A 17,351-nucleotide genomic window follows, 5' to 3' on the forward strand; every position below is an offset into this window, starting at 1 on the left:
ACCGACGAATGGAACGACTTCCTCGACAGCTTTGTCGACGACGAGGAGCTGATCGCCCGCCTCAAAGCGAAATCTCCGCGGTAACAATCGGTCGGTTACCGCATAAGTGTTGGCCTTGAAGATCATCAGGACCTTGTCGATGATATCGAAGCGCTTCTCGCCGAGATTTCCAGATGATGACAGCACGGACACTTGGGCCTCCTGGCTCAGGCGATCTGGCTCTGGTCTGCCGGCTTAGCCGAGTCCTGTTTTCACATCGAGGCGGGCCTTCGTCGCCCACTATGGCCTCAGGCAGCTTTCGGGAGTGCCTGAGCATGAACCGAATCTTCCTTTTCTCAACCGAACCTCCGTTCACCCAATTGCGGGTTTCCCTGACAGGCCCGACCTGGGCTGAGCCTCAATGTAAACCGCTGAGGTTGTCATGAAGCCTTTGATTTGACGGCATCCATCACTCGCGTGGAATAAACGAGTCCTGCTCCAGCGTTGACGCCAATAGCCGTCCCGAGCGCCTCGGCGATCTCTTCGCGCGTCGCACCCGCTTTAAGCGCGGCGTCGGTGTGAACAACGATGCAGCCATCGCAGCGCAGCGAGACCGCAGCCGCTAGAGCGATCAGTTCGTTGACCTTGCTACCCAGCAGATTGGTCTTACGGGCCGCTCCGCCGATTGCCTGGTAGCCTCTGATCACGTCCGGACTCAGTGCGGCGATTTCGCCGACCCCCGCAAGCACCTGCTGATGATAGGCATTCCAATCGATCATAGACATCACATACCCTCGTGATTTCGCAACTCAGACGCCATGATAGACAAGGCGCGTGAAGAACTCGGGACTGATGACGAACTGCCCCCACTTTGCGTCGAAGTCGGCAGTCGGTTTCGCGGCAATGATCTCGTCGATGGGCTTTCCCTTGGACTTCAGCTTTGCCACATTTCCGCGGATGTCGACGAGCATCGTACGGTAGTCACTTAATTCGGACTTTTTGCTGAGAGGCTGACCGTGCCCCGGAATGACAACTGTCTCTTCGGTGATGTTAGAGAGAATGTCTTCAACCGCCTTGATCTTGCCGTCGATCCCTCCACCAGTCGAATAGTCGATGAATGGGTAAATGCCGTTCCAGTACAGGTCTCCGGTGTGAACGATGTTTGCCTCGCTGAAGGTGACCGAGATGTCGCCGTCGGTATGCGCGTTCGGATGGTGCTTCAGCATCAACGTTTCCTTGTTGAGCTCCAGCGACATCTCGTCGCCGACCGTCTCCGACGGCACCGCGGCGAGCGGCGGGCGTGGAAACTCGAAGTCCCAGTCGTCCACCCTTTGAACGGTCATCAGATGTTTCCTGGTGTTCTCGTGCGCGCGGATCGCGGCCCCTTCGGCGTTGAGCCACTCATTTCCATCCGTGTGATCGAAATGCCAGTGTGTGTTGATCAGGTGCTTGATCGGCTGTTTTCCGAGGCCGGATAAGGCATCGAGTATGCGAGGACGGGACGCGGTTATGCCTCCATCGATCAGGACCTTTCCGTCGCCCCCGGTCAGCACTGCTATGTTCCCGCCTGAACCTTCAAGGATCGAAACGCCCGCCTTAGTTTTGTGAACCTTGATCGGCGCTTTTGCCGCTTCATCGCGGATCATGTCCACGATACCTTGGGCTTTCGCGAAAACCTGCCGGGGACTTAGCCAGCCTCCGGACGCCGCGAACGTGGAGGCTGCCATGCAGCATAGACAAAACCCGCGGCGAGAAAATTTGAAGTCTTGGGTCATCACAGATCCTTTCGGAAACGGGCGGGGCGGCTCCAGGGGGCTTGGGGTATCACCTGAAGCCGCCTTTCCCGCCGGGCGATCATGCCTGGAAAAACGCCAGCAGATCGGGATTGATAATATCGGGATGTGTGCTGCACATACCGTGCGGCAGCCCCTTGTAGACCTTCAGCGTACCGTGCTTCAGTAGCTTGACCGACAGGAGGGCAGCGTCGGCGATCGGAACGATCTGGTCATCGTCGCCGTGCATTACCAGAACCGGAACATCGATCTTCTTCAGGTCTTCAGTGAAGTTTGTCTCCGAGAAGACCTTGATGCATTCATAGTGCGCGATCGCTCCGCCGATCATTCCCTGCCGCCACCAATTCTGGATCAGCCCCGGGAACACCTTGGCGTCCTTCCTGTTGAAGCCGTAGAAAGGACCCGTGGGAACGTCGAGGTAGAATTGCGCGCGGTTAGCTGCGAGTTGGGCGCGGAGATCGTCAAACACTCCGATGGGCAAGCCACCCGGATTGTCGTCGGACTTCAACATCACCGGCGGAATAGCAGAGATGATCACCGCCTTGGCCACCCTGTCATTTCCGTGTTGGGCAACGTAGCGAGTGACCTCGCCGCCTCCCGTCGAATGCCCCACATGGATTGCATCACGCAGGTCGAGCGCCTTTGCAAGCTCCGCAACGTCGGCCGCGTAGGTATCCATGTCATTGCCCGTCGCGGTCTGCGTCGAACGGCCATGTCCGCGCCTGTCGTGGGCAATTACCCGATAGCCCTTGCTGAGGAAGAAGAGCATCTGGTTGTCCCAGTCATCGGCGCTAAGCGGCCAACCGTGATGGAAGACTATAGGCTGGCCCTTTCCCCAGTCCTTGTAGAAAATCTGCGTTCCGTCCTTAGTCGTGATCGTGCCCATTGTCTTTTCCTCGGCTGATCGTTGCTGTGTCGTCTGTCCACTCGCGGTCAATACCGGAGCAATTGCTGGAAACCCTAGAAGGGAGGCTCCGACGGCTCCTGCAGCGCTGCCCAAGACGGCACGCCGTGAGATCGGAGGAAGCTCTGTTTTTCGCTCTGCCATGAACCTTCATCCTTCAGTGGGCTGTCGCTCGGACGGCGGCTGGGACAGCGAGCTTGACGGGATTTCATTCGCGTGCGTGGGTCGCTTGCGGTGCTTTCGATGTTAGACAGGAGGCTCAGATCGGCCAATCATATGTTTCCGTTAGTCCTGGAAGCGCAGCTAGCCTGATCATACTGATCAAAGTATAGTTTCGCCGAACCTTGAGGGGTGCCAACCAGGGAGACTGTCGTGAGGGGCCCTGAAATACGGCAATACGCACCTGCACTTGCGACGGGATGCGCCGGAACTGCTCTGGGGATATTCGAACAGGAGCCGTACGGTGTGCTGTTCTTAGCCCTTGCGGCACTCATGCTTGTCAAACGCAGGCAGGTCGCTGTGGCAATTGCGTTGCTCTTGATTGTCGTCGGCGCTCTGATCGTTTTCCTATCGTCCGATGGGTTCGCCTCCATAGCCCGACCGACGGCGTTTCTGTTGTGTGCTCTGGGCGCCTTCTGGCTTGCGAGCATTTGGCGAGCGCGTGCTGATGTCGACCAACACCTGCAAGACGCGAAGTTGATCGTGGAAAGCATGCCGGGGTTAGGCTGGGCCACTGACGCTAAGGGAAACTTCGTCTACGTGAACCCAAGCGTCGTCGAGTACGTCGGCAAGCGTACCGACGAATTCAACGCGACAGGGCGAACCGGGCTGGAGGCCGTTCACCCCGACGAGGCCGAACGCGTAACCGAGGCTTGGCTTACGAGCATGAGGACCGGAACCTCCTTCGAGTCAGTTCATCGCATAAGACGGGCAGACGGCGACTATCGCTGGTTCCACGCCTACGGCCGCCCCCATCTCGATAAAGAGGGCAACATTCTCGGGTGGTTCGGAACAACAATCGACATCGATGAGAAGAAGCGCGCTGAGCAGCGGCTGGAGGATAGCGAAAGGCAGCTTCAAACACTGATCGATACGATGCCGGTGATGATATGGTGCGCCTCCCCGTCGGGCGTGCCGATCTACCAGAATCCCAAGACCCTGGAGTACCTTGGGGCGACATTCGAGGAGATCAGATCGAACAATTTCGGTGTCGTTCATCCGGATGATGCTGAAGGTTTTCAGTCGGCGTGGGCGGCCTGCGTCGAACGAAAGGCATCACTCTCCCTGGTCTGCCGATTGCGATATAAGGACGGCACCTACCGTTGGAACAGGATCGACGCCGCCCCGCTCCTCAGCGAGGAGGGTGAAATCATCGAGTGGTATGGGACCAACATCGATATAGAGGAGCTTCATCGGACGCAGGAGGAACTCCGGGCGAACGCAGACCGGCTGAGATTGATGCTCGACACGCTTCCCGCCTTTGTGTGGTGCGCGAGCCCGGAAGGTCAGCCAACCTATTTCAACGAGCCTTTGATGGAGTATTCCGGGGTGACGCTCGAGGAGCTTCGTGGGGTAAATGGTTCAGGCTTCGCGCCGATGATCAGCAGTCTCGTTCACCCGGCGGACGCGCCTTTGTTGCGACATCGCTTTGAGCAATCCTTCAAGTCCGGAGAACCCATTGCTCTGAAATACCGCCATCGTTTGGCCGACGGCCATTATCACCTTGTCGACTGCAGGGCACGTGTCCTGCGCGACTGCCAAAGCAGGCTGTTTCAGTGGTATGGCGTTATTGTCGATGTCGAGGAGGAAACGCAGGCACAGGCACAGCTTCAGAAGGCCCAGCATCAGCTTGAACTCGCGACGCGTGCCGCCAGTTTATCTGAGTTATCCGCTTCGATTGCCCACGAATTGAACCAACCATTGGTGGCCGTCGTCACCAATAGCAGCGCCACCGAAAGCTGGCTCAGTGCGACACCACCAAATATCGAAAGGGCGAAGATCAGTGCCCGAAAGGCGGCAGATGCCGCGAACGACGCAGGCGAAGTGATCAGCAGAATAAAGGCTCTCTTCAGGCAATCGGGCGGGGCGAAAAGCCCGGGAAACATCAACGAAGTCATCGAGGAGGCCTGCACGCTGCTGCGCGAAAGGATTTCGGGTTCGAAATGCGATCTGCGAACTCGCCTGGAGCCGGACCTGCCGACGGCGAACTTCGACAGGGGCCTCATCCTCCAGGTGCTTGTCAATCTCATTCAGAACGCGATGGATGCGATGGCGACATTGAACGGGGCAATACGATTACTGGAAATCCGCTCGCGGTTCGATGACGGGACAATCCTCGTGGATGTGCGGGACAGCGGGGTCGGGCTACACGACAACGAGAAGATATTCGAACCATTCTACACCACGAAGCATAACGGCATGGGGATCGGGTTGTCGATCTGCCGAAGCATCGTCGGCGCACACGCCGGAAAGCTATGGGCTTCGCCCGCGGAGCCCACCGGCACGGTATTCAGCTTTGCACTCCCCTTGTCCGGAGAATAACCGATGTACAGTGAGGATCATGCAGTCTTCGTGATAGACGACGACAAGCGCGTCCGGGACGGACTTTCCGAGCTCCTGGAATCGTGGCAGGTCAACGTTACGACGTTCGCAACGGCGCAGGAATATCTGGATGCCCCAAAGCCCCAGAACCCTTCATGTCTCGTACTCGACATACGGCTGCCAGATATCGACGGTTTCGAGCTCCAAGCGCGGTTGGCGGATGAACCGCATCCTCCGATCATTTTCATAACGGGCCACGGGGACATACCGATGACGGTCCGCGCGATGAAGCTGGGCGCAGTCGATTTCCTTGCGAAACCGTTCAGGGAGCACGACCTGCGCGCTGCGATCGAATTGGCACTCGCGCGCGACCGCGAGGCGCGACACGATCGAGCCGCACTCAGTGAACTACAATCTCGGCTGGAATGCCTTTCCGCCCGGGAACGCGATGTCCTCCCACTCGTTGTAAGTGGGTTAATGAACAAACAAGGTGCCGCCGAGCTTGGAATAAGCGAGATCACCTTCCAAATCCATCGAGGCAACATGATGCGCAAGATGCATGCCGACTCCTTGGCCGACTTGGTGCGGATCGCCTCCAAACTCAGCATACCGATTACGCACTCCCGACATGGAAACTGACGAATGATAGCGCAGGCGATCCATACCTTTGCAATTGTGGATGACGATAAGCGGGTTCTTGAGGGGCTGCGTGAGCTTCTTGAGTCCGTAGGTTATCTGGCCCGTACCTACAGGTCGCCGACGGCTTTTCTCTCGAGTGGAGACCTCTCCGCGTGTGACTGCGTAATCACGGATATCAGCATGGGCTCGATGGACGGGTTCGAGTTGGAGCAGGCGGTCAGAGGCCGGGAACCTGAAATGCCGATGATACTGATGACGGGTCGCAGCGATATCGATGATCGTGGTTTCGCAGGAGCCGATGACCGCAGGGTCTTTATGCGAAAACCACTGAACAGCAAAGTGCTTCTCCAGGCGATTACGCGGCTTCTTGCATTTCGGCAATGATCGGGGCCGCCCGGCCCACCTTAGCCTCGGCAAGGCTTTTCCTGTAGTGGCTGGGCGCGGTCCCCATCACCTTTCTGAAGGCCTTGGTGAAGGCCGCCTCGGACTGGTAACCCACGCTCCGCGAGATGACAGAAAGCTTGTTTGCATTCCCCTCAATCAGTCTGGCAGCCTGGAAAATTCGCCATTCTGTCAGATACGACAGCGGAGCTTGTCCGACTAGATCCTTGAAGCGGGCGGCGAAAGCTGAGCGCGACATTCCAGCCCTACTTGCGAGTTGACCCACCGTCCACGGCACTTGTGGCTCCGCATGCATGGCTTCGACCGCCAAGACCAGATTCTTATCGGAGACGGCCGCCAGCCATCCAGTCTTTGGCGTCGACCATTGTTGCGCAAACGCGCGGATCGCATGAACGAAAAGCAGTTCGAACAGGCGTCGCACGACGGCATCCGAACCCAGCCCAGGAGCATCGGCTTCTGCCGCGAGCAACTCAAGCACCGACTGGAACTGTTGGCTCCGGCTCTGCTCCGATTTCAGGTGAAGCAATCTTGGTAGCACATTCAGCAAGGGCTGGGCGTCAAGCTTTTCGATCTCGAAAAAGCCGCTGATGAAAGTCGTCGTGGCGCCACCTCCTCCGAACTGAATGCGGTTGCCCACCCGAAGGGTCTCGACATCAAGACAGTCCGCCGTGCGCGAGTCTGCATGATCGTAGACCTGGTAAGGTTCGTTCCCGAACATGATGAAGACGTCGCCTGCGCGCAACGATACCGCATCGGGGTTTTCCCGTGTGGTCAGGACTCCTGATCCGCGGACCACGAGAACGAATTTGATCGCCGGATCACCGTGCGAGGCAACGCCCCAGGGCGCAGTCGCCTCCAGCGTCGTGAACTTCGCTTTCCTAATTCGCATCGAAGAGAAGATGTCGGTCAAAGGGTCCAACTAAATGTTCCTATTATGGACGATCGAGCCAAAACTTGGGACGATCGAGACTGAAGGCTCTTGCTGTTCGTCGCTATATGGTGACCCGAAAAGGAGATTCCAATTGCAAAACCATCTCGCTCTGGTCGAAACCATACGCACATTGAAAGCACGTTATTGCCGATACGTGGATACGCAGAACTGGCCGGAATTCGCTGCGTTATTCGCACCTCAACCGTCGATACGCTTTATCGGCGAGGACGGTGTCACAGTCGCCGCGTTTGACTCCATTGATGAGTTCCTGGCCGTCACCAAGAACTACCTCGCTGGGGCCCGGACAATCCATCAGGTCCACAATGACGAGATCGACGTCGTTTCGGAAACGGAAGTCCGCGCCATCTGGTCCATGGAAGACTACCTGATTTTTCCCGATGTCAATGATGGCCGTCCCGCCTCGATGCACGGGTACGGCCACTATCACGAAACATGGCGGCTCGAAGGCGGACAGTGGCGCTTGGCGCACCTGGAGCTTCGCCGCACGATCCTAAAAATCAAGCCGAAGGAGAATGCGGCATGACCACCAATCCCATCAACGTCGGCATCATCGGCGTCCATCCGGACAAGGGCTGGGCCAACACAGCCCATATCCCCGCCCTGAAAGCGTTGCCTGAGTTTCGCATCGCGGCTGTAAGCCACAACAGGCCGGAAATAGCTCGCGCGTCTGCCGAGAAGTTTGGCGCGGATAACAGCTATGGAACGACGGATGAACTGGTGAATGACCCGAACGTCGACCTGGTTGTCGTGACCGTCAAGGTTCCACATCACCTTGAACTCGTCACCCTGGCCCTGGAAGCAGGGAAAGCGGTTTTCTCGGAGTGGCCGCTGGGCATGAACCTGCCCGACGCCGAAAAAATGCTAGCACTGGCGAAGAGCAGGAATGCATTTACGGCGATCGGGCTTCAAACGCGTTCGGTTCCGGCCATCAACTTCATCAAGGATCTGATCAAGGACGGCTATGTCGGCGAGGTCCTGTCTGTTTCCATGATCGGTTCTGGCATCATCTGGGGTGAGGAGATCAACGAGAGCTACCTGTACACCCTGGATATGGCAAATGGAGCCTCGATGTTCCACGTGCCGTTCGCGCACACGCTCGACGCGACCCTCTACGCGCTCGGGTCGAGACTGAAGTCCATCAGCGGCGCGCTGTCGAACAGCCGAGCGATGACGCGAATAGCGGAGACGGGGAAAGAAGTTCCGTTGACAGCGCCAGATCAAATCATTGCCGCTGGCTTGCTCACGAACGGCGCAGCCCTCAGCGCACATTTCCGCGGTGGCCTCTCGCGCGGCACGAACTTCCATATCGAGATCAACGGTACCAAAGGCGACCTCATTCTGACCAGCCCCGTCGGCTATGTCGGGCTGGGCGGCTTCACTGTTAAAGGCGCACAGGGGGACGGGCAGATGCAGGAATTGCCTGTGCCGCCTCTCTACGAGACCCTCGGCTTCGAGGATGGGTTCAGCCAAAGCGTCGGGGTCGCCTATTCCCGCATCGCGTCTGATATGAGAAATCACACCAAACTGTCTCCCACCTTCGAAGACGCTGTGAACCTGCATCGCGTTCTGGATGCCATCGCCTCTGGCAACGGGGAACGGCGCGATGTCTGAGAAAATGCAGGCCCTCGTTGTCACTAGACCCGGCGGACCCGAAGTGCTTGAGGTGCGCGAAGTCGACTGCCCTCGGCTAAGGGACGAGCTTGATGTTTTGGTCCAAGTGAAGGCAGCCGGGATCAATCCCGCTGACTGGCAGAACAGGAAGAACGGAGCTGTTTACGACAGCGATGGGAGGTCCCAGAAAGAACCTACGATCCTCGGAATTGACGGCGTCGGCGTGGTGGTGGAAGCCGGACGAGAGGTAGTGAACGCCCGAGTAGGTGACGAGGTCTGGTACGTGGACGGCGGCTACGCCGGAAACCCGGGAAGCTATGCCGAATACAAGGTCGTCCGTTCAGACTATGTCACCGCGAAGCCGGAAAAGCTGACCTTTGTGGAAGCCGCTGCCCTGCCAGTGGTGGCCCTCACCGCATGGGAGGCCGTGTTCGAGAAGGCGACGGTAAGCCCAGGTGATCATGTCCTGGTCCACGGCGGCGCGGGCGGGCTCGGGCATATCGCAATCCAATATCTCGCTTCCCTCGGAGCCAGGATCGCCACGACCGTCTCGAACGAGGCAAAGGCGGAATTGGTGAGAGTGCTCGGTACCGAACTCGTAATCAATTACCGGACGGAAAGCGTTGAGGAGGCCCTTGAGGCGTGGCGGGGCGAACCGGGAGCTAACATCGTGTTCGACTTTGTAGGACATGGCAACTTCTCGGAGAGCTTCAGGCATACGGCTGCCTATGGGAGGCTGATCAACACAGTAGTGTCGGATTGGCCCGCCGAGGGAAACGGGCAGGCCGAGTGGAAAAACCTGGACATCAGCTTCGTCAACATCGGTCTGCCGCAGATAGGCCGCCACCATGCACATCGCCTTCGCCAAACCGCCGCGCTCGCCCAGATCGCCGAACTCGTCGATCGGGGTGGCTTGCGGGCGCACATTGACAGGGTGGTACCCTTCACGGGTGTCGGTGAAGCGCAAAGGGCACTCGAAGCAGGCGAAACTCTGGGCCGCCCGGTCCTTTTGATCTCAGGTGGATAAAGCCATGAAACGATGGGAATATCGGCCGCGGGAGAGCGGTTTCGCGCTATGTGATGTCCCGATCCTCAGTGGGGCATTAAAGGCCCTGATGGCTTGGAGGCACGGTCCGTCGGTTGCAGCTCTCGGAACCTAATATGAACCCATAATTGGCGGGATCTGCCCAGTGTGTAGGTTGTTCGGGCGGGGCACCAATGAAATTGCAAAATCCCTCGCCTTAACCGCCAACAAGGGAGCCATGACATGTCAACCGCCAATCACGCAATCACTATCGATGTGCCGGTTAGGCTGAAGTCGGTAAAATCCGTTCACAGCATCGGCTCGCTTCAATTTGAGGGGGATTTGCCTGCCGCCATCTTCCACCTTCAACTGATTACGAACGATATTGCGGACTGGGGCGCTGAGGCCGAAGTGATAGTGGTATTCCACACAAACGCGGGACACCTCACTTTGCATGACGAGGCGTACAACGGCTCACGGAAGATCGCAGCGGGGAATCCCAACAAGAACTTGATCGCCGATTTGGTGAAGCGGGGTGTCAAGATAGAGCTCTGTGGGGCCACCGCGGAGGCGAACGGGTGGGGCAATGCAGACCTTCTTCCGAACATAAAAATTAACACGGATGCGATGGCGCGAACAATCCAGCTTGTTCAACAGGGATACGTGAAAATCACTGAGGCTTAGTCGCGGGGGCGCCGCCCCGGCGGAGCGGCGTACCGACCGCTCCGCCACATTTGTCAACATCAAACGAGAACGGCAGGCAATGTCCCTGCCCTGGTTAAAACACCAGTCAGCCGATCGACAACGCGCGGCCCGTCGTCGGGTCGAACAGATGCATCTGGTTCATGTTGAACGACAGCGGCATCGTGGATTTGGGCTTCGGATTGCTTTCGGGGTCGATACAGGCGCACATGCCTCGATCGCCGATGGAAAAATAGACCATAGTTTCAGGCCCGAGTGGCTCTACCAAATCGATCTTCGCCTGGATTTCGGCAAAGCCCGGGCGCTGCTGCCGCTCACTGATCGACTCTGGTCGAATGCCGAAAGTGACGGCCTTGCGACGTGGCGCCCATAGAGCTCCGTTCGCGCTGCTGGCACCGGCAACGAACTACCGTCCTCAAGCTGCACGAGCAGGCCCTTAGCGTCTGAAACGACGGTTGCAGGCATAAAGTTCATCGCCGGCGAGCCAATGAAACCTGCAACGAAGTGGCTGACCGGCCGATGATAAAGCTCTTGCGGCGGTCCAGCCTGTTCGACGCCGCCATTCATCACTACCACACGATCAGCCATCGTCATGGCTTCCACCTGATCGTGCGTCACATACCCGTCGTCGTCGGCAACAGCTGGTGCAGCCGTTTGATCTCGGTCCGCATCTGAACCCTGAGCTTTGCATCAAGGTTCGAGAGCGGTTCAGCAAAGAGGAAAACCTTTGGATTACGCACGATCGCCCTTCCCATTGCGACGCGTTGGCGCTGACCGCCGGACAACTGACCAGGGCGGCTGCACCTTGGATCAGATTGACGAAAGGCCCGCCTCGATGGGAGCTTGCGACGCGTTTGCCCAGGCTGCTCGATTCAACGTGCCATCTGCAAAGCGTCTTCTACTTCGGCAATATCGTTGGCGATGACGCTGCGCATCATGCGAGCAAAAGCGATGGCCAAGGGAGAGTGCTCGCTACGCGGATAAATGGCTGAAAAGTCGAAAGTCAGTTCCGGCGTAAAGCGGCGCATGACGATGTTCGTACGATCAGCGCCGAGCACTGAGAAGATATCGGTGACCCCAATGCCGAGGCCGCGCGCGACATAGCTGGGCACGGTGTTGGAAAAAAGCGTCTGTATGACTGTTCCGCCCCTGATGCCGGCGCTCTCCAGCGCCGCCTCGATCTGGAGCCGAAGCAGGCTACTAGTTCCGAGCGAAATCAGTTGCTCTTGATGAAGGTCAGTCACGGAAATCGACGCCTTCGCCGCGAGCCGATGGTGTCTGGGAACAAGACAGATTGCCGACGATGTGGGCATCGGCAAATGCTCAATGTCAGTACGCTCTGTCGGCACGCGCCCGAAACCTATATCGAACTCGTTCCTTTGGACCGCATCGATGATGTGATGCGAGGTGTCGGAGTGAATGTAAAAATCGAGTTCGGGCTCGATCTGCTTGAAGCGGTGGATTGCTTCCGGCAAGGTACGTGACGACAGGGTGGACATTGCGGCGATCCGTAGCCGTCCACCCCGGCGATTACGCAGGTAACGAGCAGTTTCGACGATGCGGTCGACGCCGTTAAAGTACCGTTCCACCTCGCGAAATAGCTCCAGCGCCTGCTGTGTCGGTTTTACGGCGACGCCGGTACGGGTGAACAACGGAAGGTCCAATTCCCGTTCAAGGTCTTTGATCAACCTCGTCACTGCCGGCTGGCTGAGGTGAAGGATTTTGCCCGCGCCGGTCATGCTCCCGGTGACCATAACCGCGCGAAAGCTGAGCAGCTGACGATGATTTAATGAACGCATTTTCCCACCGTACACATTTTATGCAGAAACCCGACACCTTCGTCATTTTATAGGTAGAAATCGCTCCTTGTATAACAAAAGCTGATACTAAATCCGTTAATTCGATTGGCACCGGGCAAATTCTTGCTGTTAGCTCGCGAAATCAAAACAAACTTTGCGAGACAAAAATGGCAGATATCATTGGCGAATACGTCGATCGCTTGATCACCGTAGAAATGCGCAACCGCGCCATGAACCACAACATCATCGCACCAATCTATAATGAAGCACGGCGCGAAGGCGGCGGGCGACCGATCACGGCACGGGCAGCCGAGGCGTTGGTTGAGAAGGTTAGCGCGGGCGACGTCGTGATAATCGTGACCGGTGCAGGTTATGCCCCCGAGGTTCCGAACGGTGAAAGCGACGGTCCTCCCGGAGCCGCCGCGCTGGCTAGGGCGCTTTTCTGGGGCCTCAACGCTGTTCCTGTCTATGTCACCGAGGTTTGCCATGCTCCCCCGGTCGTTGCTTCAAGCAATGCCGCAGGCATCATGATCCGCGAATACGAACTGGCCAAGAACCGCCGAATGGGCGCGGCGATCCTTACCGCGCCAGAGGTACAATCCGAAATCGACGATTGGGCAGGCAAGCTTCTCGACGACTTGAAACCAAAGGCGATCATAACGATCGAGCGCCTGGGTCCGAACGAGAACGGCACTGTCCACTATTCGACGGGTGTTGCTCCCGAAGGCTGTGTCAACATCGCGCCGCTCATCGATAAAGCCACCGAGCGCGGTATCCTGACGATTGGCATCGGCGACAACGGCAATGAGATCGGCTTCGGACGCATCCATCCGTTCATGCAGGATTTTCACCCGTATGGTCGGGAAACCCAGACCGACAAGCCAGGCGGCGCAGTGACCGTGACCGCAACCGACATCTTCCTGCCGGCTTCCGTGTCCAACTGGGGCGCATACGGGATAGCCGCCATGCTTGGTTTCCTCCTCAAGAACCGTGATCTCGTTCAAACGCCAGAACTTGAAAAGCGCATCGTTCAAGCATGCCTCGATGCAGGAGGCTGGGAGATGCGGTACTGCACCTCGCGGTTCATCGTCGATGGTACCGAAGGCGAAAGCTCGATGGCGATCGTCCAGCTTCTGCGAGATATGGTGCGTCTCAATATCGCCGGGCCTGACCGTGGGCTTTCGCACGGCCAAATGAAAAAGACGAAGGGAACAAGAGAATGAATAAGCTTTTCAAAGGCGGAGCTCTTTTACTGGCGATTGTGGCGGGCCTAGCCGGGCCAGCCATCGCACAGACCTATCCAGATCGTACGATACAAGTGATCGTGCCTTATGCCCCGGGTGGCCAAGGCGACATCACCGCGCGACTGATCGCCGAGCAGCTATCCCCCGCACTTGGCCAGCCGGTCGTCGTCGATAACCGGCCCGGCGCGAACGGCTCGATTGGCAGCACATTCGTCGCTCGAGCCGACCCAGACGGCTACACGCTCGAAGTCGTTGTCCAGTCGCATGTTTTGGGCAAGGCGCTCATGCCGAACCTTTCATACGATCCGGTCCAGAGCTTCGAGCCGATCTCGCTGTTGGCGCGTACGCAGGTCGGTCTCGTGGTTCCTGCCACCCTGCCCGTCAACACGCTTGCGGAGTTCGTGGCATATGTAAAGGAACGTCCCGGACAGCTGGGCTTTGCCTCCGCAGGGATTGGCAGCAACGTTCATATCTTCTCCGAGTGGTTCCTCGACATGGCCGGACTCGACATGGTGCACGCGCCGTATGCCGGAAGTGCTAAGGCTCATCCCGACCTTATTAGCGGTGTCGCGACGATGGCGTTCGATACGCTCCCCTCAGTTAGCGCACTCGTGCGCGAAGGACGCCTGAAATTACTCGCCGTGGGCGGAACCGAACGGTCGCCGGAGTTTCCCGACATACCGACCGTGGCTGAGTCGGGCTATGCCGACTACAATGCAGGCTCGTGGAGCGCGATGCTGGCGCCGGCCGGCACCCCGCAGGAAATCATCGATATGCTGAATGCGGAAGTCGTGAAGATTCTGAATAAGCCCGAAGTCGCAGAACGCCTCACGAAGCTCGGCGCAGTGGTGGTTGCAAGCTCTCCCGAAGAGGCGAGAGTTGCCATCGAGAGGGAAGGCAAGGTCTTCGGAGAGCTGATTGGTCGCCTTGGCATCAAGGTCGGCCAGTAAGGTTCCAGCACCAAGAGGGCCGCAAGTTGCGGCCCATTTCCCATGCAGCCAGGAGACGCTTCGATGACCGTCCTTGCAAACGGCACTATCACCATCAAGAAAGATGTTGTGGCAGGCGGCTTCATCACCGCTTTCGCAATCGGATTTGGCGTAATCGCCTGGAACTATTCATTTGGCAACGCCTCACAGATGGGGCCTGGCTTTTTCCCGCTTATCCTATCGGCCATACTCGGCTGTCTCGGCCTGGCCGTCGCCATCAAGGGAATAATCGGTCCGGGTGAGCAGATGACGTTCGTCGCCCCGGTCAGATTGCTTTGCGTTCTGGCCAGCCCCCTTCTCTTTGGCCTGCTCGTGAGACCTGCCGGTTTTCTAATCGCAGTGACCGTGACGGCCTTTGTTGGCACTCTGGCGGCGCCCGAGATGCGCATGTTGACGCGCCTAATCGTTTCCTGCGTTCTGGCAGTCCTCGCCACCGCGGTTTTCATATGGGGGCTGGGTCTGCCGCTGCCGGCATTGGGCCGCTGGCTAACGCTTTAACCAGGGGGACCGATTGTGGATCTGGTAACCAATCTTATGTTCGGGCTGCAAACGGCCCTTACCATCGACAACCTGTTTTACTGTTTTCTCGGTTGTCTCCTCGGCACTCTGATCGGCGTGCTTCCGGGTGTCGGGCCGACTGCAACAATAGCACTTCTTTTGCCCATCACGTTCGGCCTCGATGCTTCAACGTCAATGATAATGTTGGCAGGCATCTACTACGGCGCACAATATGGCGGCTCAACGACCGCCATCCTCGTCAATCTACCGGGCGAAGCAGCCTCGGCGGTCACAGCCATCGACGGCTACGAAATGGCCCGAAAGGGACACGCGGGCATCGCGCTTGCGACGGCCGCAATCAGTTCATTTATTGCCGGTACCATCGCTACTGTTGTCGTCGCTGCCTTTGCGATACCGCTCGGCGAAATGGCGCTGAAATTCGGCCCCCCGGAATATTTTGCGCTGATCGTATTCGGCCTAATCCTGTCGGTAACGCTCGCCAACGGCCAGCTAATCAAAGCGGTAGCGATGATCGTGCTTGGTTTGCTGTTCGGCATCGTCGGCGCCGACGTTTACACCGGCGTCGAACGATTCACCTTCGGCGTCCCCGATCTCTACGATGGGATCAGTTTCGTCGCATTTGCCACCGGCATCTATGGCCTGTCGGAAATTCTTCGCAATCTCGAGCCGAGCGACACACCAAGTCGCTCGGTTCGCGAGATCAGTCGACTGATGCCGTCGCCTTCTGATTTCAAGCGGATGATCATGCCCGCCCTGCGGGGCACGGGCCTAGGCTCCATTCTCGGCGTGCTGCCCGGCGGTGGCGCAACGCTGTCATCCTTCGCATCGTACGCTTTGGAGAAAAAGCTGTCGAAAGGACCGGTAAGGTTCGGTGAGGGGGCGATGGAAGGCGTAGCTGGACCGGAAGCAGCCAACAATGCTGGTGCGCAAACATCGTTCATCCCGATGCTGACGCTCGGCATTCCCGGCAACGGCGTTATGGCGATGATGATCGGCGCGTTGATGATCCAGGGCATTCAGCCCGGACCTAGCGTGATGACCAATAACCCGGCGCTTTTCTGGGGCCTGATCGCATCCATGTGGATTGGCAACCTTATGTTACTGATCCTGAACTTGCCCTTGGTAGGGCTGTGGGTGAAGCTGTTGTCGACGCCCTACAACATGATGTTCCCGGCGATCCTCGTCTTTAGCGCGATCGGCGTTTACTCGATCAATATGAGTTTGGTGGACCTTGTCCTTTTGAGCGGATTTGGAATGCTCGGCTACATCCTGTTCAAGCTGGATTGCGAGCCGGCTCCCCTGCTGCTGGGGTTCATCCTTGGGCCGATGCTCGAAGAGAACCTGCGCCGGGCGCTGATCTTTTCGCAAGGCGACTGGACGGCGCTTGTGTCCAGCCCGATCAGCATCACCCTGCTCGGTATGTCCGCTCTGGCGCTCATCCTTATATCGACACCCAGCGTGCGTCGTATGCGTTCCAATACGTTTTCCGAGGCCGAAGACTAAAGAACTCAGCAGAGACATGTTCGCATTCGGCGCCTGGCCCCTTCCTTGCAAATCTCAACACAAAGTCGCTTCACGTCTTGTGGGATTATCCTTGGCGCACTCTGAAACGATACAAACCGGTAATGGAGACCAATTTGCTTTCAGCCATATCCACCACCAACGCCCCCGCCGCAGTTGGCCCCTTTTCACAGGCGATAAGCACGGGACAACTTCTGTTTGTTTCTGGCCAATTGCCGATCGATCCGGCCACGGGTGAGATCGTTTCGAAAGACCCGGTGCTACAACTGCGCCAGTGCCTAAAGAACATCTCCGCCATCGCAACGGAAGCCGGAACCAACCTTGCCCGGACAGTGAAAACGACTGTGCTGATTACTGACATGTCGAAATTCGGCGCACTCAACGCGGAGTACGCTACCTTCTTCAAGGCACCGTTTCCCGCTCGCGCATGCTTCGAAATGTCCGCCCTGCCAAAGGGCGCACAGATCGAAGTGGAGGCGGTGTTGACGCTACGCCATTCTAACGAATAGGGACCTTCCCACACTGATCTAAAAAGCAACGCCCTCATCGCGCTGGCGTTGTTCAAGAGCATCGAGCATGTAACAGCGTTCCCACGCGCGCGCCCCTCGCATCTCTGACAGCACCTACGCCGATGTGTATGCGGTCTTGACGGTTGTGTAGAATTCGGCGGCGTAGCGACCCTGCTCGCGCGAGCCATGGGAGGAGCCCTTGCGGCCACCGAAGGGCACGTGG

General features: G+C 57.8%; 18 protein-coding genes and 1 pseudogene. 12 read left to right on the forward strand and 7 right to left on the reverse strand.

From position 1 onward, the window contains the following. The 4 genes from ASD00_RS31160 to ASD00_RS31175 all read right to left on the reverse strand — a co-directional run. The coding region (locus ASD00_RS31160; protein ID WP_200951511.1) for a hypothetical protein at window positions 1-192 on the reverse strand (192 nt) is incomplete at its 3' end. Window positions 193-419: 227 nt separating this feature from the next. Then, window positions 420-764, reverse strand: a complete 345-nt coding sequence (locus ASD00_RS31165) for a carboxymuconolactone decarboxylase family protein (protein WP_025431008.1) — start codon at window positions 762-764, stop codon at window positions 420-422. Between the two features lie 24 nt (window positions 765-788). Then, complete coding sequence (locus tag ASD00_RS31170; RefSeq protein WP_057210961.1) at window positions 789-1,706, reverse strand: MBL fold metallo-hydrolase; 918 nt, start codon at window positions 1,704-1,706, stop codon at window positions 789-791. 127 nt (window positions 1,707-1,833) lie between these two features. Further along, window positions 1,834-2,658: an alpha/beta hydrolase gene (locus ASD00_RS31175; RefSeq protein WP_057210962.1), complete on the reverse strand. Its 825-nt coding sequence runs from the start codon at window positions 2,656-2,658 to the stop codon at window positions 1,834-1,836. 510 nt (window positions 2,659-3,168) lie between these two features. Here ASD00_RS31175 and ASD00_RS31180 point away from each other — a divergent pair. Genes ASD00_RS31180 through ASD00_RS31190 form a run of 3 tightly spaced genes read left to right on the forward strand, consistent with a single transcriptional unit; the run spans window position 3,169 to window position 6,240 of the window. Beyond that, the gene (locus ASD00_RS31180) at window positions 3,169-5,217 is read left to right on the forward strand and encodes a PAS domain-containing protein (RefSeq protein WP_057210981.1); all 2,049 of its coding nucleotides are present in this window, start codon (window positions 3,169-3,171) and stop codon (window positions 5,215-5,217) included. A gap of 3 nt (window positions 5,218-5,220) precedes the next feature. Continuing rightward, window positions 5,221-5,856, forward strand: coding sequence for a response regulator (locus tag ASD00_RS31185; RefSeq protein WP_057210964.1), 636 nt, complete (start codon window positions 5,221-5,223; stop codon window positions 5,854-5,856). Window positions 5,857-5,859: 3 nt separating this feature from the next. Continuing rightward, window positions 5,860-6,240, forward strand: coding sequence for a response regulator (locus tag ASD00_RS31190; RefSeq protein WP_057210966.1), 381 nt, complete (start codon window positions 5,860-5,862; stop codon window positions 6,238-6,240). On the opposite strand, the gene ASD00_RS39480 is transcribed toward ASD00_RS31190, so the two are convergent. Further along, window positions 6,212-7,177, reverse strand: a complete 966-nt coding sequence (locus ASD00_RS39480) for an AraC family transcriptional regulator (protein WP_082523787.1) — start codon at window positions 7,175-7,177, stop codon at window positions 6,212-6,214. The two genes, ASD00_RS31190 and ASD00_RS39480, sit on opposite strands and share 29 nt — an antisense overlap. Before the next feature lie 103 nt (window positions 7,178-7,280). Between ASD00_RS39480 and ASD00_RS31200 the strand changes: the two genes are divergently transcribed. The 4 genes from ASD00_RS31200 to ASD00_RS31215 all read left to right on the forward strand — a co-directional run bounded on the left by ASD00_RS31200 (window position 7,281) and on the right by ASD00_RS31215 (window position 10,529). Further along, window positions 7,281-7,733, forward strand: a complete 453-nt coding sequence (locus tag ASD00_RS31200; RefSeq protein WP_082523788.1) for a nuclear transport factor 2 family protein — start codon at window positions 7,281-7,283, stop codon at window positions 7,731-7,733. Continuing rightward, window positions 7,730-8,821, forward strand: a complete 1,092-nt coding sequence (locus ASD00_RS31205) for a Gfo/Idh/MocA family oxidoreductase (RefSeq protein ID WP_057210967.1) — start codon at window positions 7,730-7,732, stop codon at window positions 8,819-8,821. Before ASD00_RS31200 ends, ASD00_RS31205 begins: the two co-directional genes overlap by 4 nt. Further along, window positions 8,814-9,848, forward strand: coding sequence for a zinc-binding dehydrogenase (locus ASD00_RS31210; protein WP_057210969.1), 1,035 nt, complete (start codon window positions 8,814-8,816; stop codon window positions 9,846-9,848). Before ASD00_RS31205 ends, ASD00_RS31210 begins: the two co-directional genes overlap by 8 nt. A 240-nt stretch (window positions 9,849-10,088) precedes the next feature. Next, window positions 10,089-10,529, forward strand: coding sequence for a DsrE family protein (locus ASD00_RS31215; RefSeq protein WP_057210971.1), 441 nt, complete (start codon window positions 10,089-10,091; stop codon window positions 10,527-10,529). A 106-nt stretch (window positions 10,530-10,635) separates the two neighbouring features. Here the strand turns inward: ASD00_RS31215 and ASD00_RS31220 are convergent. Continuing rightward, window positions 10,636-11,344: pseudogene (locus ASD00_RS31220) on the reverse strand (ATP-binding cassette domain-containing protein); the annotation flags it as partial. 75 nt (window positions 11,345-11,419) lie between these two features. Next, the gene (locus ASD00_RS31225) at window positions 11,420-12,346 is read right to left on the reverse strand and encodes a LysR family transcriptional regulator (RefSeq protein WP_057210972.1); all 927 of its coding nucleotides are present in this window, start codon (window positions 12,344-12,346) and stop codon (window positions 11,420-11,422) included. Between the two features lie 167 nt (window positions 12,347-12,513). Between ASD00_RS31225 and ASD00_RS31230 the strand changes: the two genes are divergently transcribed. The 5 genes from ASD00_RS31230 (at window position 12,514) to ASD00_RS31250 (ending at window position 17,128) form a co-directional block, all read left to right on the forward strand. Beyond that, complete coding sequence (locus ASD00_RS31230) at window positions 12,514-13,569, forward strand: glutamate cyclase domain-containing protein (protein ID WP_057210974.1); 1,056 nt, start codon at window positions 12,514-12,516, stop codon at window positions 13,567-13,569. After that, the gene (locus ASD00_RS31235; protein ID WP_057210976.1) at window positions 13,566-14,540 is read left to right on the forward strand and encodes a tripartite tricarboxylate transporter substrate binding protein; all 975 of its coding nucleotides are present in this window, start codon (window positions 13,566-13,568) and stop codon (window positions 14,538-14,540) included. Before ASD00_RS31230 ends, ASD00_RS31235 begins: the two co-directional genes overlap by 4 nt. Before the next feature lie 63 nt (window positions 14,541-14,603). After that, window positions 14,604-15,077: a tripartite tricarboxylate transporter TctB family protein gene (locus ASD00_RS31240; RefSeq protein ID WP_057210978.1), complete on the forward strand. Its 474-nt coding sequence runs from the start codon at window positions 14,604-14,606 to the stop codon at window positions 15,075-15,077. A gap of 15 nt (window positions 15,078-15,092) precedes the next feature. After that, complete coding sequence (locus ASD00_RS31245) at window positions 15,093-16,601, forward strand: tripartite tricarboxylate transporter permease (RefSeq protein WP_057210980.1); 1,509 nt, start codon at window positions 15,093-15,095, stop codon at window positions 16,599-16,601. Between the two features lie 134 nt (window positions 16,602-16,735). After that, the gene (locus ASD00_RS31250; RefSeq protein WP_057210987.1) at window positions 16,736-17,128 is read left to right on the forward strand and encodes a Rid family detoxifying hydrolase; all 393 of its coding nucleotides are present in this window, start codon (window positions 16,736-16,738) and stop codon (window positions 17,126-17,128) included. Window positions 17,129-17,351 lie beyond the last annotated feature (223 nt).

Origin of the sequence: Ensifer sp. Root31 (genome assembly GCF_001424825.1) — a bacterium.
Classification (GTDB): Bacteria; Pseudomonadota; Alphaproteobacteria; order Rhizobiales; family Rhizobiaceae; genus Ensifer; species Ensifer canadensis.